This is a genomic window from Komagataeibacter nataicola (assembly GCF_003207795.1).
GTDB classification, from domain to species: domain Bacteria; phylum Pseudomonadota; class Alphaproteobacteria; order Acetobacterales; family Acetobacteraceae; genus Komagataeibacter; species Komagataeibacter nataicola.
In genome coordinates, this window is record NZ_NIRT01000014.1 from 24,762 (window position 1) to 45,155 (window position 20,394).

A 20,394-nucleotide genomic window follows, 5' to 3' on the forward strand; every position below is an offset into this window, starting at 1 on the left:
CTGCTAAAATAAGTGGTGGTATTTTATTTAGGAATGGCGGACTCGAAATCCGCCTAACCCACGTCCCGGAGTGTTTCAGGGCGTACCAAAAACATAAGGTTTCCTAGGTATTTGCTGGCGTGAGTGTCCCAGAGCGTCCCAGAATGACCCACACAATCCCCGATTCTAAGGGGGGTAATAAGAGGGGTAAACTGGATTGAGCAGACTCGGACCCAATCAACTGACGGCCCTACAGGTGTCACGTCACAGGGATGGCAGCATATGCGACGGTGGTGGTCTGTGGCTGGTGGCCTCTGGGGGATCGCGCCTGTGGGAGATGCGCTATACGTCGCCAGCAACCGGCAAGCGCAGGCAGATGAGCCTTGGCAGCTATCCCGGTCTTTCGTTGGCCGGTGCGCGTGACAGGGCTGTGGACCTCCGTCGCATGATTAAGGAGGGCACTGACCCCTTGGTGGAGCGGAACAAGGAAAAAGCCGCCCGGAAGATGGAACAGGGCGGCACCTTTGCGGGGGTGGCGCAGAGATACATCACGGAGCAGGCACCGGCATGGAAGGATCGCAAGGCCGCCGCCACATGGGCCGGATCGCTTGCTAACCATGTTTTCCCTGTCTTTGGGGACAAGCCTATCAAAGACGTTGATACCGATGATGTGTTGTCTGCCCTCCGCCCTATCTGGAAAGACAGGACAGAGACAGCCGGACGGCTGAGAGGGCGCATGGAGCGCATACTTGATTATGCGCGTGTCATGGGCTGGCGAGAGGGTGAGAATCCGGCCCGATGGCGTGGGCACCTGTCTGCATTGCTTCCTGCCCCATCCAAGGTGGCGAAGGTCCAGCATCACAAGGCTATCCCGTGGGCGGACATTGCATCGGTCATGGCGGCTCTGAGCATGTCCGGCGGGCTGGCGGCCAAGGCTGTTCGCTTTGCCTGCCTGACAGCGGCGCGGTCTGGTGAGGTCCGGTCCTGCCTGTGGTCTGAAATTGATATGACCACCCGTGTGTGGACGATACCGGCGGAGAAGATGAAGGCAGGGCGGTTGCACCGTGTCCCTCTGTCCATGCCTGCCACGGATATTCTGGACGGCCTGTGCCAGCCGACAAATGGAACCGGCTTTGTCTTTCCCGGATACAGGCCATCACGTCCCCTGACTGACGTGGCGCTGTCCAAGGCTTTGCATCTTGCAGCCGGGACCAAGGATGTGACCGTGCATGGCCTGCGGTCCACGTTCCGGGACTGGGCTGCGGAAGCAACCGATTATCCGAATGAGGTTGTGGAGATGGCGCTTGCCCATGCAGTCGGCAACAAGGTGGAGGCTGCTTACCGGCGGGGAGACCTGTTTGAAAAGCGTCGTGCCCTGATGGATGAATGGGCTGCTTATTGCTGCGGGTTACACAGGAACCGGCCATGACGTAGCGGGTCACACCCTCAATTTCCATTCAGGGTCTGTGTTTTTTGGTGTGACTGGTGTGACTGGTGTGACCAAGCAAAAGAGTGGCGGAATACGGCCATTTTTATGTGGTAGGTTTCGTCACACCTGCCTGTAATGGGTGTGTGACCGGTGTGACTGACAGCGGATCGGGATGCTGATAACAGCGTGTCTGAGCGGTGGCCTCGGGAAATTTCCTCGACTGCTGTAACGTCATGCTTGACAGACCGCATGTAACGTCACACTTTACACCCATGCAGATCGAGAGCATTTCCCACAAGGGTCTGAGGCGTTTCTTTGAAACTGGGAACCCGAAAGGCCTGCTGGGGGATGTATCCCGCCTGCGCCGGATGTTGGCCTTCATTGATGCGGCGGCGTCACTTGATGAGCTGTCGGTGCCCCCTAACTACGGCCTGCATCCTCTTTCCGGGGATCGGGTGGGAACATGGGCAATGACTGTCACACGTAACTGGCGGCTGACATTCCGGCTGAATGACCTTGGCGCAATCGAAGATATGGATCTGGAGGACTACCATGGCAATTAAGATGCACCCCTCCTTGGCTGTCCATGCCGGGGAATGGCTCAGGACGGAAATCGTGGAGCCTGCCGGTATTACGGTGTCTGGCCTGGCATCACACTTCGGCGTTTCCAGACAGGCCCTGAGCGCCCTGCTTAATGGTCGCGCCAGCCTGTCCGCCGATATGGCGATCCGGTTTGAAAAGGCGTTCGGCGTGAAGGCTGATACCCTCATGCGGATGCAGTCTGCCTTCGATATGGCACAGGCTCGTGCCCATGAAGGTGAGATACACGTCGGGCCACTGGCAGCCGCCATGCCGCATTCTGTCAGTGTGATGGAAGGGGCCTAAGCGCCGTTCCCCCTGTTTTGCGGGTAAAGGGTAAACCCCCCACACTCCTTAACATGTCCGGTCGATGTGTTATCAAAACCCAACGTCTTTAACATGTCCCCTGACGGCATGTTCAACTTGTACACCCTCCGTCCATCCTGTAATGTTCAATTTGAACAGGGCGGGGGCGGATAGTGGCGCAATCCGGTATCAATCTTGAACGTCTGGCGAAGGTCTGGGCACTAGCGGAAGGCGGGAAGCAGGGCGAGGCAGATGCCGCCCGGCAACGCGCCGCTGCTATGGTTGAGCCATATGGATACGTGCTGGATGACATTCCGGGCCTGCTGGCGGATGCCGGGTTCGGTGATGACCTGCCCCAGCCGGGACCGGGGGGTCTCAGGTTCTATAACATGGGCAACCCGGCTCATATGCGGGCTTACCAGCGGGAGCATGATGCCAGGCGGCGGCGCTGGATGCGCGACAACGCGGACCGGATTGCGGAGGTGATCGCCCGCTATGGATCAAAGGAAGCCGTGTTCGCACCCACGGCGGAAGAAAAGGCGTTGGATGCGGCTATTGAGCCATTCCGCGAGGTCCACCCCGATAATCAGGCGGATACGTTTGACGGCGAGAACTTCAGCCCTTCCCCCCGCGTGGTAGAGGCGATGGGTCAGGCGATCCCATGGCCCGACACCATCCCGGCGGCTCTGGCTGAATATGAGGCGTGGGACAGGCTATGTGATGACCGCAACGTGGCGGACGGGAACAACCAATATGATTACCTGAGCAACGGCGCTGACAAACGGCGGTGGCACTTGTGCGACATGGTGGAGAAGCTCATCCCGGCCCGTGACCTGTCCGACGTGATTGTGCGCCTGCGCTTCCAGTTGGACGGACAGGGAAGCCGCGATAACCCCCAGGCTGTTCTTGATGACCTTGAGCAGTTACAGGCAGCAGGCTTCGGGGCATCGGAAACACGGGAATCTGCCGGTTTATCACTCGATGTCGATATTCCCGGTAATGAGGGGGATAAGGTGGGAAATCCCCATGTTTGTGCCGGTCCAAATCTGGACGCACCTCCTCCGTCCAGATTGAACACGGCAGGGAAGCGGCGGGCGGAGGTAGAGCGGATACTTGCCACCCCGGAAGGCAGGCATATGCCGTTACGTGAGATTGCCGCCATCGTTGGGGTATCGCCTTCAACCGTGCTGAACATCAGGCGGCGCATGGCAACATGACGGAGGTATGTTCAGATTGAACAGGGGTAGGGGCCGCTTACTGTGCGGACCCTTTGGTTTATCTCTGCGGCCCAAACCGTACGCGAGTTACACAGGTCAGGTCATGCGTCAGGGTTATTATCGGCACGACAGAAAAGACACATCCAACGCGCATTGCGCGAGATGAGGCTGACGCGGGAGACTGGTCTACTTTCGTCTACTTTAGACGCGCATTCGCGCGAGGCCGTAGCGACGAATTTCGTCGGCACAAACCGAACGAGCCGAACACGTCCTACGCGCAATGCGCGCGAACGGGAATTAGCTGGATGGTCGGAGGTTTCCGCACCAAGTGCGCGCGCGAGGCCTGAATATCTGGTTTTGTCAGGTTTTCATGACTTAATATTATCCGTGCGCGCGCGTGCGCGAGGCTGCCCCACCTACTTAGGGGGTGCAGCGTCCTTGTGGCCCAATAGCCGGTCCACGGCCTGCTGGTCCTTCTGGATCATTGACAGCAAGGTGCGGGCTGCTGGATCAGGCTTCCGGCGTCCCTGCTCCCAGTCGGCCATGGCAGAAGCGGTAAAGCCATACCGCCTGGCAAATGCGGCCTGTGACATTGGGCAGTAGCGGCTTTGTGGATTTCGTGCGCCTCGCCTGATGCTGAATACGTCCACCACCTCCGGCGGCGTCCATTCGGATATGGGTTTGATACCTGTCATGCCGCATCATATTGCGGGCTGAACTACCCCGGCAATGCCGGGATTAACAGCCCAGTACGCGCGCGCACGCGAGGGACTGTGTTATTTTTGGCTGTATTCCGCCATTCCTGCGCAAAGTGCCTGTTAGCAAATGTTAGCATTGATGGGCTGGAATCCGTCACTCGGGAAATACCCCGACTGGAGGCATGAAGCGGAGAATATGATACACGTCGAACAGGTCAACGCGCTTGTTAGAGCACGGGCGTGATACACATGGGACAGGTCCACGCGCGCGCAATAGTGCAGCAGGGCCATGACCCGCTTCGCTACGAGATACGCGCGCGCATGCGCGAGAGAATGCGGCAGGCTGCGTTTGATTTTTTTTCAAACGGAAATCAAAGCAGTTCCCATCAACCTGCTCCAATGCGTCTCAACACCTGAAGCCATTGAGTGCGAAGCGCGAGTAAAGCCGTGACCATAGGTAGGGTCACACATCTTGCCGATCCATTTTCTGTCTTGTTCGGCCTCAAATGGCCCGACTTGGCCCTAAGCCAAGAAACAGCTTGTCCGGGCCGTTTAGGGCCAGCTCGGGCCGAGTTGGAACAAATCTGGGCTGGCAAGATGTGTGTGCCTACGTAGGCACCGGCCTGACTTGCATTGCATGCTCGACGTTGACGCGGGTGATCTGCTGGTGTGCCGCAATGCTCCAAAGACCCCTGGAAGGGGATGGTGCCGACACAGATGGCCGCCACAGCCTGTCAGGGACGTGCTCAGGCGTGTGTAACGGAATAATCGTCTCCTGGTGACCGCATTGAGCGTTTGAGGCTTTCTGCGTACCTTTGTGGACGGCAGAGAAAACGACTATCCCCGAGAGATGGCTCTGGAGCACGCTATCGGGGATAAGGTTGAGGCCGCGTATCGGAGGGGTGATCTATTCGATAAGCGGCGAGAAATGATGAGAGACTGGGGACGTTAGACCTGAATAAATCCTTTTATGTCTCTTTGGATGCATGCAGTAAATTTCCCGCCGGTATTATCTTCCCAAGTTCCTTTTTCTAAACCACGTTCTCCTTTTATTTTTTTTCATCCAAGGAATTTCATTGGAGATGCAAGGGTCATCTTAGCCATAAGATAAGCATCTCTTTTTCTATACTTATGAATTTTTTTCATTTTACACTCACACTCGTTAAAAAATTGAAAATAGCCACAGAGCCTACCGATAACGTCACAAAGTCGTAGTGGCCCGCTGCGTGTCCGGGGGACTTTTGCCTTCTGACTTCCGTGACCGTTCCAGTGTCGTCGGGGATGGCATACGGCGGTACGTCCTTTGTCACCACGGCCGTCGAGATGCCTCGCATCGCGCCTGTAGCCGTTTCATCGCGTCCGGCGGCATGGGCGCAGTCATCATGGCCCGGTAGTTCATGCACTCAGGTGTATCGTGCTGCCTATGTGGGGGATGCTGTGTGCAGCCCGCCAGCGTGAGACCAAGCATGGCTGTAAGGCACCACCTCTTGAGCCTTTGCATCACGCTTGTTCCTTCTTCAATCGCACCCCCACCGCCATTCTCGGCAGGGTATTAATGGAATGCTCCAAGCAGCACTGCCACAATAAACCCGATGACCACCCACCCTAGAAAGCCATTCCACAGTTTGTTTTTCTGGTAATAGACTCGGTTGTAGGCGGCTTTCCTTGGATTGGTCAGCCACCCCCAACCGCGCGGGGCCTTAAGGCCAAGATTGTGCCTTATATAGCGTTTGTAGGAGGTCCTTGCCGCAATCTTCTTTCTCAGGCTGGGAATCCTTGGCCCAAAGCCCATTCCTCTTTTACGTGCCATCGCAGGAATGCCGTCCTGAGTTCGACAGCACTACGCATCAACCTTGGATCGCTTTCCTTTTGCACCCATGGCTTCAACGCGGGCTTTAAACACACTGAGAAGCTGATCGTCTATGCCGCCCAGTTCATCTGATTCAAACTCACCCCCAAATTCTTCACCGAAGTCGAACGTATATTTGATACCCTTATCCTCATAAAAATCGAACAGACGTCCAGCCCGCTCCTTTCGGTAGAATACTACAAATTTTCCTTTGTAATCTTTATATTCAATACTGGTTATAGCATCGAATAATTCGTCACTATCCGCCAAGAACGCGAGCCGCCGTTTGGCATACTCATAAACTTCCAACTCGGTTTCTGTCGTGATGATACCATCTGCGGGTTTTGCATCGGGATCTACCTTCGGGACATCGGCAACCAGAACCGGCTTGTCAGCTTCCTTGTCCTTTACCGGGAGGTCTAGTCTCTGGAGAATGCGAAGGTTCACGAACTCAGCGAAGGCGCTTTTTGTCAGGTCCATATACTCGGCGACTGCCTTGGCGCGAATATGCTTGAGGCCAATATTTTGCAGCAAAAGGCGCACAAACGCCTCACTGGGTGATGCTGCAAGATCCTCGATCTGCTGAACGAGATTTTGGAAAACCAGCTTGCGTTTGGCTTCTGCCCCAATATTTTCAGGGTCGAAGTTGGACTTTTGAAGACTTTTCAACCCGTCGACAACGGAGTCCTCAATCTTCCCTTTTGCAATCTCCCGAAGGTCAAATGATAGAAAGGCGGTCGGGTCCATCATATTTGGCTCATCTGAGTCTGCATAGAACTCATAAACTAGGCCATCAGTGATAACGCCCATTTTTACTGTGTGGGCTGCATTAAAATATGACTTTAACTGTCCTCGGTCATCTTTCAATGGCGCACCTAGTGCCTTACACTCGATTGCAATTACCGGCTGTCCTTCACGAAGGACAGCATAGTCCACTCTATTTTTGTATTTTTCTGAAAAATCTGCGTGATGTTCCGGGCACACTTCGTCCGGATTCATGATGTCATATCCCAAGAACTGCAAAAATGGCAGAACAAGGAACATTTTTGTGGCTTCTTCATTGCTGCAACGCGGAGCAAGGCCAACCATGCGTTCTGAAAATGCTTTAAACTTTTGTCGAAAATCGTCTGACATATTCGTCTCTCTTAGAAATTTTCTAAAAGTTACGAATTAAGGCAATTCTATGAAAATCTTTTCAGAAAATTACAGATATACGGTTTCTGAATAATATTCCCACACGCATTGAATCAAACGGAAAACTTGTTCGATTTTACTCTTTATCTGCCTCAAGTCCCTTCGCAATTAGGCGGCGGATGGCTTCTGCACGGGTGATGCCGTGACTGGCTGCCCATGCATCAATCAACCTCATTTCTTCATCGGTGACGCGAGCAGCTACATGAGATCGTTCGCCTGTTTTAGGCCGACCTCTGTTTTTTTGGTTACCAGTTATTGACGCTATCATTTTTATTGGTTACCAAAAAAGCAGGCCGGAAGGAAGCGGCAACTTCCAACCGGCCTTAACCACAACCGAACCGGAGTTTCGGCAATGGCTAATCGTGCCTATAGCACGCCCAGACACACATGGGCATGCTCCCGGCTGGGTACAAGCGTACTCGGCTCCCTTTTTCCCAAAACCGGGAAAGACCCCTTACTAACATCCGAGCATCTGGCGGCCGGGCTGATCTTCCCCGCGCTGCTTCTGCTCGCCCTGGCCGGGTTCGCCCAACCGGAGGTTCTGCGGCACGGTGCCGCGAAACCCCACCCCACAGTGATCGCGCTGGCGGAGGTGGCCCGATGAGCGAGACACCACAGAACCGCGTGCATGCTGTTGTGTGCGATTTGCGCGCTCTGTCCGAGATACTGGACGCCCTTATCACCGCCTCGGAGCCAGTTCCGTTGGAATGGATGCACAAATGGGTAAAGCGCCTCCACACCGAACTGGATGTGGCATGGCTGGCCCTTCCCGATGAGCGCCGGGAGAGAGCCAAATGAACAGTCCCATCCGCAAGGCCACCATGGCTGCTCTTGCCGCTGATCGCCGGTGCTGGAAGGAACCCGCCACCATCGACGCGGAAACACAGATGCGGCGTTTTGGCGCGGCCTACCGCAAGGTCATCCGCACGCCCGTCCGAACTCTTTCCGATCTACAGGACAAAGCCCGGCTGGTGATGCTGTGTAATCCGAAGCCCGACACCATAGAGGGCAGCCTTGCCCGTGACATTCTGGCGCTGAAAGGGGGCGCGAAATGAGCAAGAACGATTTCAGCACGGCTATCTACGCCCTCGGCTGGCAGGAGCGATCCCTGAGCAACGTAAGCAATGTGCTGCGTGCGCTTGCGCACGATATGGAGATTACGGAAGTCCCGAACGACAGTAACAGAGACCACTGGATGGATGTGGCTCACTGGCTGTCCGACTACACCAAAAAGATGCAGGCGAATGCCAGCGCGGACATTAACGCTGCCAAAAATGGCGGGGTGTACCCGAAATGAGCGACCTTCTACAAATCGACATCAAGCAGGTCAGGGCAGCCCAGAACGCTAGCCATTATCTCGCACGTCTCGCCATCCTCATGCGCTGGGCCGGAGAGGGGATGACAGCTACCGCCAGCCGGTCGGGCCTGACCCCGGCACAGGCGCAATCCTTTGGGCTGGCTATCACGTGGGCTGCTGACGAAATCGAGCGGCAATGCATCACCATTGATGAGGCGATTTGAGATGAAACGCTTCCTCATCAACGCCGCCCTATTCTTCCTTATCCCCCTTACCGGCATCGCCGTCCGTATCAGTGGCGCGATGCTTCGGCTGTCAAACCACATGTGGCAGGAGGTGAAGCCATGACGTCGGATGAAGCATACGCCACGCTGTTTGGAGAACCTGACCCGATCCGGCGCGGGAAGCGATGGGCCGAGACCGTGTGGGGCGTGAATGGCCTGCCGTTACGGGAGGCGCAAAGGCTGGTGCAGGCGGAAGCCGAGGCCATGCGCAACAGGCTGAAAGACGCTCCATGCGCCAGATTTGAGCATGAAGGTATCCCGTTGGTGGATCGGCATGTGGGCTATTTCACCGTGGCGGCCAAAGCGCGTCTGTATGACCTCTATATGGCTCACCAGCATCACAGGGGGCACGCATGAGCCGCCCCGCACGCATCTGGTCTGCCCGCGCCCTCCGCCGGATTGAACACCTCCGCAAAGAGGGTCTGTCATGGCGTGAGGTAGGCGAGGCGATGGGCAGCAGTTCCGCGTCCTGCCACCGGGCATGGCGCGCGCATACCGCGCCACCCAGCCTCGCAACGCCCGATCGGCTGGCAGTCATACAGGCTGCCACTACGGAAATCAGTGTCATGGCCGGGATACTGGCCCGCATGGCGGAGGGGGACAAACAGACCGGCACTGAGTTGGCATGGCTGGCCGATGGGATCGGTCGGTATGCCCACGCCATTGAGGACTGTATTTCATGAGAAACGATGTAGGGCTTAACCGTGAGGTTAACCCTCCCTGCTGTTTGCCAGGCAGGGAATTGGCACTTGTGAACAAAAGCCGGATTCCCCAAGCGGTTTGTCCTCATTTCGTTCTGATGGATGCAAAGGCAGTTTCCTATGCGATCAACTACATGCCCATAAGAGGCCCATAGAAGCCCGTGCAGGGGGATCAAATATCTTTTTGTCTACCTATAGCCGTACATTTCTAAAGCCGTTCTGTGCGGCATAGAAAGGCCTTGCGGCATTAGGTATTGGAACGGGCATGTTTTGGGGTGTATAGAGAATCAGTGGCGCGTGACTCGCTTCTTCGGGAGCGCGTCGCCAAAAGAAAAGCCGCCCGGTGCGCCAACACCGAAAGCGGCTTTTCGTTGGTAGTGTCATTGCTATCAGGACGGCGGAAAACCGCCAATCCTGTTAGAAAAACTACAGGTTCCATTCCGTGGGTTCCTGTCGGTTTCCCTAACAGGACTTAAGTTTGGTTGACAAGGATAATCTGTGCATTTCTGCACAGGCCCTTGTGCTTCCTGACGCCCTGATAGCACCCTGAAACCCTTGGTTTGCGGTGCTTTATGACCGAAGAAAACGACGACCTGATCCCTTTTGCCGATGCGATTGCGGAACTGAACAGCCAGCGTGCGACTCGGGGCGCTGGCGATAGCTTCCATGCGATGACGACGGCTTACTCCTACGCGGCAAGCGGGATGATCCCCACAATCAAGCGGGGCCGCTTCCGCTTCGTGCGCCGGTCTGACCTGCCTGTGATTGCTGCCCGCCTGCCTGTTGGCCGGACTGGCTGCGTGACCTCCCACGCTATGGCTTGAGGGGGTGCGCGTGACTGCTGGCGGCAATGAGAAGGCACCTCCGCATTACGTATCGGTGGTTGAGTGGGTGGCGCGGACGGGCATGTCCCGCACGGAAACGTATCGCAAGTTGAATGACGGCAAGCTGATCGCAAAGAAGCTGGGACGCCGGACGGTGATTGATTTCCGGGCGGGACTGGCATGGCTTGCGTCCCTTCCCAGCGCAACATTCATCCCAAAAAGCAACGGCCCCCGTCATTAACTGAGGGAGCCGCGCCGGTGATGTGTGCTGTTGAAGGCCACATACACTATACGTCACCGACGTAGGATTTCCCAGGTAAAATGACGGGCGCGCCTGAAAAGATGGCAAGCCTGACATGGCAGAAACACATGCACACCCGGAATCCGTACGCGCGAATCCGGGGGGTAAAATAGACTTCCAGACAGTCAACCGCGCAGCCCTTGGCGTGCTGACAGCCCTGCTCCTGCGCTGGCTGCCAGACGGTAAGCGTGAGGGGCACGAATGGGTGTCGCGGAACCCGCGCCGGGGTGATCGTAATCCGGGTTCGTTCAAAGTGAACATGAACACGGGCCGATGGTCTGATTTCGCCACGGGCGACCGGGGCGGTGATCCCGTATCCCTTGCGGCCTATCTGTTTGGACTGTCCCAGCTTGAGGCGGCGCAACAGCTTTCCATTATGCTTGGCATGGAGGTGCGGCCATGACCGGCATTACCTCCGAAGCCAGCGCCCTTCCCGCAATGGCGTGCCTGTCAGGACCGGCACCCCTTGCGCCTTTGAGCGATGAGGAAAAGGCCAGGGCAAAAGCCGCTGGTGGTCCTGCCGGTGAAGAATGGGAGCCGGTTACGCCTGCCCCTTGCGATCCTGAAAGACCGCGCGATGCGGTGGCAATGTGGGTTTACCGCGATGCGGAGGGCCGCCCCCTTTGTGCCCGTTTCCGTTTGGAGCGTGAGAACGGCAGCAAGGATATTCTGCCCCTGTCCTTTGGTCGTCGTGTGTGGACGGACAGGAAGGGCAAGCGCCACGATGCAACAGGCTGGCACTGGAAGCAGGGGCGCAAGCCGTTGCCGCTTTACGGACTGGATCAGTTGGCGGCCTTCCCTGATGTGCCCGTGCTGCTGGTGGAAGGTGAAAAGACGGCGGACGCGGCGGCCCGTCTGTTTCCTGATTATGTGGTCATGACCTCCCAGGGTGGCAGCAAGGCGGCGGCCAATAATGACTGGTCGCCCCTGGCGGGACGTAGCGTGACGATCTGGCCGGACAATGATGATGCTGGCAGCGGGTACGCCGATGCGGTCATTGCCGCTCTTGAGGATGTTGGGGCTGCGGTGGTGCGTAAGGTGGGGGTGCCGGAAAACCTGCCTCCCGGCTGGGATTTGGCTGATGACGTGCCGGATGATCTGACGGGCGGAGGGGAAACGTCCGATGTGGATTTCCTGCGTCCATATCTGGATCAGGCCACGCCAGCCGTCGCAAACGTCAAGATGCCGCATGGTTACAGCATGGAGCGCGGGGGCCTGTATTTCACCCCCGAGCAGGAAGGCGACCTCCCCCCGAAGAAGGTAAAGGTCTGCATCCCCTTCAACGTGATTGCCGAGACGCGGGACGTGGACAACATGGGGTGGGGTGTCCTGATTAGCTGGCTGGACCCGGACGGAAAGCCCCACCAGTGGGCATTGCCAAAGCGTATGGTGCATGGGGACGGCAAGGATATTGCCAGTGAACTTGAGGACGCGGGTTTTGGTTGCACCGTCTCTGGCGTGCGGCTGCTGCGCCAGTTCTTTGCCTCGGTTCATACCGTGCGCCGTCTGCGCTGTGTCGATAAGTCGGGATGGTATCATGACAATGGCAACGCCACCTTTGTCCTGCCCAATGGTGTGACGGTTGGTGCGGGGCGGCGTGATGTGGTGTTCCAGACGACCCGCATGGCACGGGGCGCGGAATACGGCACAGCCGGGACTCTGGTGGACTGGCAGCATGATATTGCCGCATACGCCGTAGGTAACAGCCGCCTTGCGTTTTCCCTGTCTGTTGCCTTTTGCGGCCCCCTGCTGGACCTGATGGGCGAACAGTCGGGTGGGTTCCACATCGTGGGCAAGAGCCAGTCCGGCAAATCCACATCCCTGTTCGCTGCGGGTTCGGTATGGGGCAAGGGCGACCGTGACGGGCAGGTGCGTTCATGGCGCGGCACGTCCAACGGGACGGAGGGCATCGCGTCCGAGACCTCCGACACCCTGCTTGTCCTTGATGAGATGGGGCAGGCCAACAGCCGCGAAGTCGGTGAAATCACCTATATGCTGGCGAACAACAGCGGCAAGCAGCGTGCCGGTCGCAATGGCGAAGCCCGTGCCCGCAAGAGCTGGCGCGTGCTGTTCCTGTCTACCGGCGAAATCACGCTGGCAACCAAGATGGGAGAAGCAGGACAGCGCCCGATGGCAGGGCAGGAGGTCCGCCTTGTGAACGTGCAGGCCGATGCCGGGGCCGGGATGGGCCTGTTTGAAAACCTGCATGACATGGCCTCACCGGGCGACCTTGCCGATCATATCCGCCGTGCGGCCCGGACCAGCTACGGCACCGCAAGCCGCGCATGGTTGCAGGCCCTTGTGCTGGACCGCAATGAAGATGAGGCCGTCCTTACCGATACCATCAAGCAGATTGTGGCACGGTTTGAAGAACAGGCATTGCCTGATGCTGGCCCTGTCGATGGGCAGGTGCGCTCCGTAGTACGACGGTTCGGGCTGGTGGCTGCTGCGGGCGAGATGGCAACCGCGTATGGCGTTCTGCCGTGGCAGCGTGGGGAAGCAACGCGGGCCGTTCTGGTGTGCTTCCGCTCATGGCTTGATGAGCGTGGCGGCACCCAGGCGGCGGAGGACAGGACCGCAATCGAACAGGTCCGGCTTTTCATTGAGGAACATGGAGAGAGCCGTTTCACCCCGCTGGGTGGTCCCGATGGCGACGGTGATGACAGCCGCTCCCGCACGATCAATCGCGCCGGATACCGCCGTAAGGTGACAACAGAAGGCGGTGCGGAGAAATGGGAATACCTGATTTTCCCTGCTGTATGGCGTGAGGTCGTGTGTAAGGGGCTGGATGCCAGGCGGGCCGCGCAAAGCCTTATCGCTGCCGGGTATCTCAATTCGGGCAAGGGCGGGAAATCGGCGTCATTCCTCAAAGACCCCGAACACGGCAAGTCCGTGCGCGTCTACGCAATCAGTGATGACATTATGGGTGGGGACAAATGATGGCCCATCTATTCCCGGTCACACCGGTCACACCTCGTATTTTTGGGTGTGTGACCGGAAGAACCCCAGAAAAACGACAGAAAACAGCCAATCCGAACGCTGGTCACACCGGTCACACCAGTCACACCGCATTTTACAGACCCCGAAACGGATTGGCTCTGTTTGCACCTGATAGCAGGCGGTCTGAGGGGCTACCCGTCGTTGAGAACAGCGGAGATAACAGTGAAGGGCAGCCGTTGAGAACAACGGGTCTGAACGGGATGCACATACACATCGGAGGTGGGCATCATGGTTAGTGTCGCCCTTGCCGGACTGATGGAGTGGGCAAAGTCGGATTGCGCTCCAGAGATCCCGGACCCCTCCGCCCTGCTGGCGCAACTGGATGATCTTGGGTGCCGTGTCGTGCTGGTGGACGGGCAACCGGCCATAAGGGGCAATACCGCCGCCATCACCCCAGACCTTATCAGGATGATGAAGTACAGCCGGGACGCCATCATTCAGATACTGGAAGCAACAGGACCATCCCCAGCGCAGGCCCCGGCGCATGAAGATCGTTCGGGCATCCGGCTCGACCCAAAGACCGGCAAGCTGCACCTGTTCGGCTCACCAGACCCGCAATGGCTCAAAGAGCAGGGGTGGGCATGGGACCAGAATCGCCACCGCTTCATGGCTCCCTATCCACGCGACCGGGATGACGCCACGCCTGAGCACATGATTGGTGGTGGCCCTCGCCTGCCTGATGATTATCCCGAAATTACCTATGCCCCTGACAGCAGCGAGGACGCATGACATGAGCAATCCCAAATATGCCACGGCCCGTGCAGTTCCGACCGTGATGGCTGATCCTGCTACGCTGGACCCCAAGGCCGTGCGGTGCCTATGGACGCGGCCTGTCCCGGCAGGGATGGGGGATGCGACCTATCTGCCATCTGTGGTGTTCGTGGACGGCACGGAATGCCCGCTTGCCTGTGCGATGGACGGGCTGGCGGCTCGCCAGTTCTGTCAGAAGATTGCCGCCGTCCATGATTGGCCCGTGAAGGATGGGCGCGCGCTGGATGAAAGCCGGGAAGTCGCACAGACCCGTATCATGGCGTCGCTGGATGATAATGACCGCAAGGTCGTTGATGGCGTGGGCATGGTGAACATGCCTGGCACAGGCAGGATCGCGGCCATGTTCGCGCATGATGCCGGACTGCCCTACGGATTCGCTGTGGAGGCCGTAACGCGACGGCTTACGGCGCTGTTTCGCCAGATGGTCATACCAGGGCAGGACACGGACGAACACAGGCAGGCGGCAATGGATGCCGCCATGGATAAGATGGCTGAACTCTACCGGGGCGAAAAGCCTCAACCGAGCCTGTCTGAACTGGGTACGCACGGCGCTGGCGTGGTGATTGCCGATTACTGCCATGACCGGAACCGGACAGACGATGACTACCAGCGTGCCCTGACAGCAACCCTTGAGGCATTGGGGGATTTGTGGACGGAGCGCAGCATCGGGGAAGTGGAGCGGGACCGCATGACCGATGAGGTAATGGATACCAGCCTGCGCCGCTGGTTTGCCCTGACGGGCAGGGAGGTGGCCGGGTGATGGCAGGCGGGCGAAAGTCAGGACGGCCCGCAAAGGAAATCAGGACAGGTAAGGGGCTTCCAGAGATGGAGGCCTTTTTTATGTGTAGGGGTAACACCCTCACACCTACATCCTCATTTTATAGGTCAACCTATTTCATTGCGTTATCAAAACAAACATGCACCCCATCCTGCCTGCTAAAGCCGTCCAAGCGACAGTTTTAAGAGGGGCGTTAAGGGGGGTAAGCCAAACGGAAACAGCCAAAAAATGGCTATTTTCTGCTATTTTTTGGAAATTAATGGCGGACTCGAAAGGATTCGAACCTTCGACCTTCGCCTTCGGAGGGCGACGCTCTATCCAGCTGAGCTACGAGTCCACTCACGCCTGCATACATCGCCACAGGGCGGAACGCCAGCCCCAATCGGGAAAAATCATCGCGGCGCGATCGCGTCCATCCGTCCGGGCAGGATGGGCAGCGGGGCGTCGTGGCCAGGGGGTTCGGCCATCCATGCCGCCGCCGCAGCATCCCCGCCCGAGGGCAGGAAGCGCTCGGGGTGCAGGATCCAGCCGGTTATGTCCGCCGTCACCTTCTCGCCTGCCCGTCCGCGGGTCAGCAGGTGGTAGCCGTTGGGTATGTAATCCAGCCGGGTGCGCGCTGGCATGTGTCGCCACGCCCGCGCCATGGCGGCAGCGGGCACGATCTGGTCGCACCCGCCATATATCACCAGCACCGGTCCATGCATGTGGGCGCTGGCATGGGCGGCCTGGTGCATGAGGTCGGTCAGCCCGGCCAGGGCGGTGGTGGATGTGTCGCGCAGGGTCAGCGGGTCGTAATACAGGCGGGCCAGAGCCAGCTGGTCGTCGGCTGCGGTCACATGCACGGGCAGTTCGCGCCCGCTCAGCCGCCAGCGCGGGGCCATGGCCGCCATAAGGTGGGTGGTCAGGCGCGCGCCCGCATCCAGATCCCACAACGCCGGGGCCAGCAGGATCGTGCCCGCCACTGGCGGCGCGTCGGGCTGGGCCGCCTGCACGGCGGCAAGCGCGCCGCCCATGCTCTCGCCCATGATGTAAAGCGGCACGTCGGGGTGTTCGCGCCTGATGGTGGTGACCAGAGTGCTGACCGTGCGGCGCAGCATGTCGGTGCCCACCCAGCCCCCGCGCGCCTGTGTCTGGCCAAAGCCGGGCAGGTCGGGTGCGACTACGCCCAGCCCTGCGGCATTGAGTGCGGGAGCCGGGCGCTCCCACGCATCGCGGCTGTCATTGAAGCCGTGCAGCGCCAGAATTACCGCGCGCTCCGGCCCACGGGCAGGCCAGATGCGCAGGGGCACAGCACCCACGCCCGCAACATCCACCACGCGGTCAGGCGGTATGCGGCGGCTGAGTTCCGCATGGCGTGCGGGCGGGGTGGGGGCCGGGGCCTCGTGCGTGGCGCAGGCGGTCAACATCACAAAAAGCGCTGGATAAAGCAGGCGTGACAGGCGAATGTTTGAAAGCACGGCAATCCTGCGTATCATCATGGGCCAGCGCATGGTCCGCCCATCGGGCGCGCCATGCAAATCCAAGCCGGACAACAACCCGAGGCCGATCAGAATGCAAGCCCTGTCCCCCGATCCCGCACCGCACCCCCGTCTGGGCACGATTGAAACCATCGTGGTCGATTCGCGCACCCTGTCCTGTGATGGCGGCCTCGGTGCGCTCGGCCACCCGCGCGTTTTCCTGCGCATCGGCCATCACCAGACCTTCTGCCCCTACTGCTCCCGCCTGTTCGTGCTCAACCCCGATGCACCGGCGGGTGACGCGCACTGACTGCTTCTACATCCATGTCCAGCGACACGCCGCTTCACCTGATCCTGGTGGATGGCTCGGGGTATATCTTCCGCGCCTTCCACGCCCTGCCACCCATGACCAGCCCTGATGGCACGCCCGTCAACGCGGTCTATGGTTTTACGAACATGCTGTCGCGGCTCCTGCGCGAGCATGCCGGCACGCATCTGGCCGTCATCTTCGATGCGGGCCGCCATACCTTCCGCAATGACCTGTATGGCGAATACAAGGCCCACCGCCCCGAACCACCCGAGGAACTGCGACCGCAGTTCAGCCTCGTGCGCGACGCCACCGCAGCCTTTGGCGTGCCCGCCATCGAGGCGGCAGGGTGGGAAGCTGATGACCTGATCGCAGCCTACGCCCGCAAGGCAACCGATGCGGGCGGGCAGTGCACCATCTATTCATCGGACAAGGATCTGATGCAGCTCATCCGCCCCGGCGTGATGATGATGGACCCGATCAGGAACCGGCCGATCGGACCGAAGGAAGTCGAGGCAAAATTCGGCGTGACTCCCGACCGGGTGGCGCAGGTGCAGGCCCTGATCGGTGACCCGGTGGACAACGTGCCCGGCGTGCCCGGAATCGGCCCCAAGACCGCATCGGCCCTGATGGCGGAATATGGCTCGCTTGAGGCCATCCTCGCAGGGGCCGAGGGCATGAAGGCCTCCAAGCGGCGTGAGAACCTGCTGGCCCATGCCGACATGGCCCGCCTGTCCTACAAGCTGGTCACGCTGTGCGAGGATGCGCCCTGTCCCGAACCGCTGGCCGATCTGGGCTGCTGTGATGTGGACATGGAGCGGCTGGGCGCATGGCTGTCGGATATGGGTTTTTCGTCGCTGTTGCAGCGCATGGGGCTCAAGGCAAAGCCGCGCCCGCGCATCTCGGCGCATGACACGCTGGCCGCGGCTCCGGTGGCACAGCGCCCGCCCTTTCCGTCCGAGCCTTATGGCCCGTACATCACCATAACCGACCCCGAGGCCCTGCGGGAATGGGTCAGCGAGGCCCGCACCAGCGGCGTGTGCGCGGTGGATACCGAAACCGACGGGCTTGACCCGCTCACCGCGCCGCTGGTTGGCATCTCGCTTGCGCCACGCTGCGGGCGGGCATGCTATATTCCGCTTGGCCATCAGGTGGATCTGATGGACAGCGCGGGTGCGCCCCAGATAAAGGTGGAAACCGCGCTGGAAATCCTTGAGCCGCTGTTTGCCGACCCGTCGGTGCTCAAGGTGTTTCAAAACGCCAAGTTCGACCTGCTGGTGCTGACCCAGGCGGGCAGCGTGCAGCCTGCCCCGATTGATGACACCATGCTGATCTCGTATGCGCAGTCAGCCGGGCAGCACGGGCAGGGCATGGACGAGCTTTCGCGCCTCACGCTCGATCACACGCCCATTCCCTACGATGAAGTGACCGGCACGGGCCGCAAGCGGGTCGTGTTCTCGCAGGTGGCGATTGACCGCGCCACGCCGTACGCGGCGGAAGATGCGGATGTGACGCTGCGCCTGTGGCAGGTGCTCAGGCCCCAGCTCCGCATCAACAGGGCGCTGGCGCTGTATGAGGAAATGGAGCGCCCGCTGGTGCCCATCCTGGCGGATATGGAGCGGGCGGGCATCAGGGTTGATGCCGATGACCTGCGCGCCATGTCCACCGAGTTCGCAGGCCGCATGGCAGTGATCGAGGCCGAGATTCACAAGCTGGCCGGGCGTGACTTCAATGTTGGCTCCCCCAAGCAGCTGGGCGAGATCCTGTTTGACGAGATGGGCCTGCCTGGCGGCAAGCGCACCAAGGCGGGCGCATGGGGCACGGATTCGGCAGTGTTGCAGGATCTGGCCGATCAGGGTCATGACCTGCCCGCGCGCATTCTGGCCTGGCGGCAGCTGGCCAAGCTGAAAAGCACCTATGCCGATGCGCTGCTCAACCAGATCAACCCCGCCACGGGGCGCGTGCACACCTCCTTCCAGATGGCGGTGACGACAACGGGCCGCCTGTCATCGAACGACCCCAACCTGCAGAATATCCCCATCCGCACGGAGGAAGGCGGGCGCATCCGCCGCGCCTTTGTGGCCGCACCCGGCCATGTGCTGGTCTCGGCGGATTATTCGCAGATCGAACTGCGGCTTCTGGCCGATGTGGCGGATATTCCCGCCCTGCGCGAGGCATTCGCGCTGCGGCAGGACATCCATGCCCGCACGGCCTCCGAAGTGTTCGGAATCCCGCTTGAAGGCATGGACCCGCTCACGCGCAGGCGCGCCAAGGCCATCAATTTCGGCATCATCTACGGCATCAGCGCCTTCGGGCTGAGCCGCCAGCTTGGCATCTCCCCCGGTGAGGCACGAGGGTATATCGACGCCTATTTCGCCCGCTATCCCGGCATCCGCGATTACATGGAGCGGGTGAAGGCGGAGGCCCGCAAAAACGGCTATGTCACCACGCCATTCGGCCGCCGCTGCTATGTGCCGGGCATTGCCGAGAAGAGCGCCGTGCGCCGCAACTATGCCGAGCGCCAGGCCATCAACGCGCCGCTGCAGGGGGGAGCGGCTGACATCATCAAGCGCGCCATGGTGCGAATTCCGGCTGCCCTGTCGGATGCGGGGCTTGACGGACGCATGCTCCTTCAGGTCCATGACGAACTTGTGTTCGAGGTGCGCAAGGATGATGCCGATCGTCTGGCAGCCCTCGTCAAACAGGTCATGGAATCCGCAGCGGCCCTGTCTGTGCCTCTGGTCGTGGAAACCGGGACCGGAACGAACTGGGCGGATGCACATTGATAATGCGAAATGAACGGGACCGGTTTTTCGTGCTGGTCGGGTTGCTGATACTGGCGGTCTCCTCGGTGGCGGGGTATTTCGGCTACCGTTATTCCGATAGCGCGCCCGTGCCGCTGACCACCTATGGCAACCCGGTTGGCGGGTCGTTCAGGCTGATTAACGGAGCGGATGGTTCGGTGCTTGATACCGACTTCCGGGGCCGCTGGATGCTGATCTATTTTGGCGATACCCACTGCCCCGATGACGTATGCGGCGCCACCGTCAAGGCCATGGCCGAGGGCGTGGAAGCGCTTGGCCACGACCGCGCGCGGCTGGCGGTGCCCATCTTCATCACGCTCGACCCCATGCGTGATAACTCCGATGTGCTGCGCACCTATGCCCTGCGCTATGGCTCGCATGTCACGGTCATGACCGGCTCGCCCAAGATGATTCAGGCCGTGGCCAAGGAGTATCATGCTCCTTACGTGCGGCATGATGGCGCCAATGGGGATTACAGCATGGAGCCTGCCAGCCAGATCGTGATCATGTCGCCCACCGGGCGCTATGAGGGCAGCCTGCCCGCCACCGCCACGGCAGCCGACATCACGGCCCGCATGACGGAGCTCATGGCGCCCCCGGCGCATAACTGAACCGGGCG

The 20,394-nt window shown here is 59.5% G+C and carries 24 protein-coding genes, 1 tRNA gene and 1 pseudogene; 22 read left to right on the forward strand and 4 right to left on the reverse strand.

What is annotated here, in order from left to right; translation table 11 throughout:
* Positions 1-196 precede the first annotated feature (196 nt).
* The 5 genes and pseudogenes from CDI09_RS09370 to CDI09_RS18965 all read left to right on the forward strand — a co-directional run.
* The gene (locus CDI09_RS09370; protein WP_078525839.1) at positions 197-1,408 is read left to right on the forward strand and encodes a tyrosine-type recombinase/integrase; all 1,212 of its coding nucleotides are present in this window, start codon (positions 197-199) and stop codon (positions 1,406-1,408) included.
* 272 nt (positions 1,409-1,680) lie between these two features.
* Positions 1,681-1,971, forward strand: coding sequence for a type II toxin-antitoxin system RelE/ParE family toxin (locus tag CDI09_RS09375; RefSeq protein ID WP_078525841.1), 291 nt, complete (start codon positions 1,681-1,683; stop codon positions 1,969-1,971).
* Position 1,972: 1 nt separating this feature from the next.
* Positions 1,973-2,293, forward strand: coding sequence for a HigA family addiction module antitoxin (locus CDI09_RS09380; protein ID WP_078525843.1), 321 nt, complete (start codon positions 1,973-1,975; stop codon positions 2,291-2,293).
* Between the two features lie 173 nt (positions 2,294-2,466).
* Positions 2,467-3,510 (forward strand): helix-turn-helix domain-containing protein, encoded by a 1,044-nt coding sequence (locus CDI09_RS09385; RefSeq protein ID WP_078525845.1) that lies wholly within the window; start codon positions 2,467-2,469, stop codon positions 3,508-3,510.
* Between the two features lie 1,497 nt (positions 3,511-5,007).
* Positions 5,008-5,160 (forward strand): annotated as a pseudogene (locus tag CDI09_RS18965) (integrase); the annotation flags it as partial.
* Between the two features lie 888 nt (positions 5,161-6,048).
* Here the strand turns inward: CDI09_RS18965 and CDI09_RS09405 are convergent.
* Positions 6,049-7,191, reverse strand: a complete 1,143-nt coding sequence (locus CDI09_RS09405) for a type I restriction endonuclease (RefSeq protein ID WP_078525851.1) — start codon at positions 7,189-7,191, stop codon at positions 6,049-6,051.
* Positions 7,192-7,327: 136 nt separating this feature from the next.
* A complete protein-coding gene (locus tag CDI09_RS18825; RefSeq protein ID WP_078525852.1) occupies positions 7,328-7,519 on the reverse strand; it encodes a ribbon-helix-helix protein, CopG family in 192 nt (63 codons plus the stop codon).
* Between the two features lie 84 nt (positions 7,520-7,603).
* On the opposite strand from CDI09_RS18825, the gene CDI09_RS09415 reads away from it, so the two are divergent.
* The 14 genes from CDI09_RS09415 (at position 7,604) to CDI09_RS09475 (ending at position 15,189) form a co-directional block, all read left to right on the forward strand.
* On the forward strand, positions 7,604-7,855 hold the full coding sequence (locus tag CDI09_RS09415) for a hypothetical protein (protein WP_078525854.1): 252 nt from the start codon (positions 7,604-7,606) through the stop codon (positions 7,853-7,855).
* On the forward strand, positions 7,852-8,049 hold the full coding sequence (locus tag CDI09_RS09420) for a hypothetical protein (protein ID WP_078525856.1): 198 nt from the start codon (positions 7,852-7,854) through the stop codon (positions 8,047-8,049). The genes CDI09_RS09415 and CDI09_RS09420 overlap by 4 nt, the downstream gene beginning before the upstream one ends.
* On the forward strand, positions 8,046-8,306 hold the full coding sequence (locus CDI09_RS09425; RefSeq protein ID WP_078525858.1) for a hypothetical protein: 261 nt from the start codon (positions 8,046-8,048) through the stop codon (positions 8,304-8,306). The genes CDI09_RS09420 and CDI09_RS09425 overlap by 4 nt, the downstream gene beginning before the upstream one ends.
* Positions 8,303-8,548 (forward strand): hypothetical protein, encoded by a 246-nt coding sequence (locus CDI09_RS09430; protein ID WP_078525860.1) that lies wholly within the window; start codon positions 8,303-8,305, stop codon positions 8,546-8,548. The genes CDI09_RS09425 and CDI09_RS09430 overlap by 4 nt, the downstream gene beginning before the upstream one ends.
* The gene (locus tag CDI09_RS09435; RefSeq protein ID WP_078525862.1) at positions 8,545-8,772 is read left to right on the forward strand and encodes a hypothetical protein; all 228 of its coding nucleotides are present in this window, start codon (positions 8,545-8,547) and stop codon (positions 8,770-8,772) included. Before CDI09_RS09430 ends, CDI09_RS09435 begins: the two co-directional genes overlap by 4 nt.
* 1 nt (position 8,773) lies before the next feature.
* Positions 8,774-8,896, forward strand: a complete 123-nt coding sequence (locus tag CDI09_RS18830; RefSeq protein WP_257788359.1) for a hypothetical protein — start codon at positions 8,774-8,776, stop codon at positions 8,894-8,896.
* A complete protein-coding gene (locus CDI09_RS09440) occupies positions 8,893-9,189 on the forward strand; it encodes a hypothetical protein (RefSeq protein WP_078525864.1) in 297 nt (98 codons plus the stop codon). The genes CDI09_RS18830 and CDI09_RS09440 overlap by 4 nt, the downstream gene beginning before the upstream one ends.
* Positions 9,186-9,515: a hypothetical protein gene (locus CDI09_RS09445; protein ID WP_078525866.1), complete on the forward strand. Its 330-nt coding sequence runs from the start codon at positions 9,186-9,188 to the stop codon at positions 9,513-9,515. The genes CDI09_RS09440 and CDI09_RS09445 overlap by 4 nt, the downstream gene beginning before the upstream one ends.
* Before the next feature lie 590 nt (positions 9,516-10,105).
* Complete coding sequence (locus tag CDI09_RS09450; protein ID WP_078525868.1) at positions 10,106-10,357, forward strand: hypothetical protein; 252 nt, start codon at positions 10,106-10,108, stop codon at positions 10,355-10,357.
* Positions 10,358-10,439: 82 nt separating this feature from the next.
* The gene (locus CDI09_RS09455) at positions 10,440-10,598 is read left to right on the forward strand and encodes a hypothetical protein (protein WP_010515824.1); all 159 of its coding nucleotides are present in this window, start codon (positions 10,440-10,442) and stop codon (positions 10,596-10,598) included.
* Between the two features lie 115 nt (positions 10,599-10,713).
* On the forward strand, positions 10,714-11,061 hold the full coding sequence (locus tag CDI09_RS09460; protein ID WP_078525870.1) for a hypothetical protein: 348 nt from the start codon (positions 10,714-10,716) through the stop codon (positions 11,059-11,061).
* Complete coding sequence (locus tag CDI09_RS09465) at positions 11,058-13,598, forward strand: DUF927 domain-containing protein (RefSeq protein ID WP_078525872.1); 2,541 nt, start codon at positions 11,058-11,060, stop codon at positions 13,596-13,598. Before CDI09_RS09460 ends, CDI09_RS09465 begins: the two co-directional genes overlap by 4 nt.
* 288 nt (positions 13,599-13,886) lie before the next feature.
* Positions 13,887-14,387: a hypothetical protein gene (locus tag CDI09_RS09470; RefSeq protein WP_236944448.1), complete on the forward strand. Its 501-nt coding sequence runs from the start codon at positions 13,887-13,889 to the stop codon at positions 14,385-14,387.
* Position 14,388: 1 nt separating this feature from the next.
* Positions 14,389-15,189 carry a hypothetical protein gene (locus tag CDI09_RS09475; RefSeq protein ID WP_078525875.1) on the forward strand — a complete coding sequence of 267 codons (801 nt, stop codon included), beginning with the start codon at positions 14,389-14,391 and terminating at the stop codon, positions 15,187-15,189.
* Positions 15,190-15,467: 278 nt separating this feature from the next.
* Here the strand turns inward: CDI09_RS09475 and CDI09_RS09480 are convergent.
* Both CDI09_RS09480 and CDI09_RS09485 read right to left on the reverse strand, forming a co-directional pair.
* A tRNA-Arg gene (locus CDI09_RS09480) sits at positions 15,468-15,544 on the reverse strand.
* A 55-nt stretch (positions 15,545-15,599) separates the two neighbouring features.
* Positions 15,600-16,682 carry an alpha/beta fold hydrolase gene (locus tag CDI09_RS09485; protein ID WP_167370255.1) on the reverse strand — a complete coding sequence of 361 codons (1,083 nt, stop codon included), beginning with the start codon at positions 16,680-16,682 and terminating at the stop codon, positions 15,600-15,602.
* A 76-nt stretch (positions 16,683-16,758) separates the two neighbouring features.
* Here CDI09_RS09485 and CDI09_RS09490 point away from each other — a divergent pair, with 76 nt between their 5' ends.
* Genes CDI09_RS09490 through CDI09_RS09500 form a run of 3 tightly spaced genes read left to right on the forward strand, consistent with a single transcriptional unit; the run spans position 16,759 to position 20,386 of the window.
* Positions 16,759-16,974 carry a zinc-finger domain-containing protein gene (locus tag CDI09_RS09490; RefSeq protein WP_078527919.1) on the forward strand — a complete coding sequence of 72 codons (216 nt, stop codon included), beginning with the start codon at positions 16,759-16,761 and terminating at the stop codon, positions 16,972-16,974.
* Between the two features lie 14 nt (positions 16,975-16,988).
* On the forward strand, positions 16,989-19,757 hold the full coding sequence (polA, locus tag CDI09_RS09495; protein ID WP_078525879.1) for a DNA polymerase I: 2,769 nt from the start codon (positions 16,989-16,991) through the stop codon (positions 19,755-19,757).
* Entirely contained in the window at positions 19,757-20,386 is a 630-nt protein-coding gene (locus CDI09_RS09500; protein ID WP_078527921.1) for an SCO family protein, read from the forward strand. The genes polA and CDI09_RS09500 overlap by 1 nt, the downstream gene beginning before the upstream one ends.
* Positions 20,387-20,394: the final 8 nt, after the last annotated feature.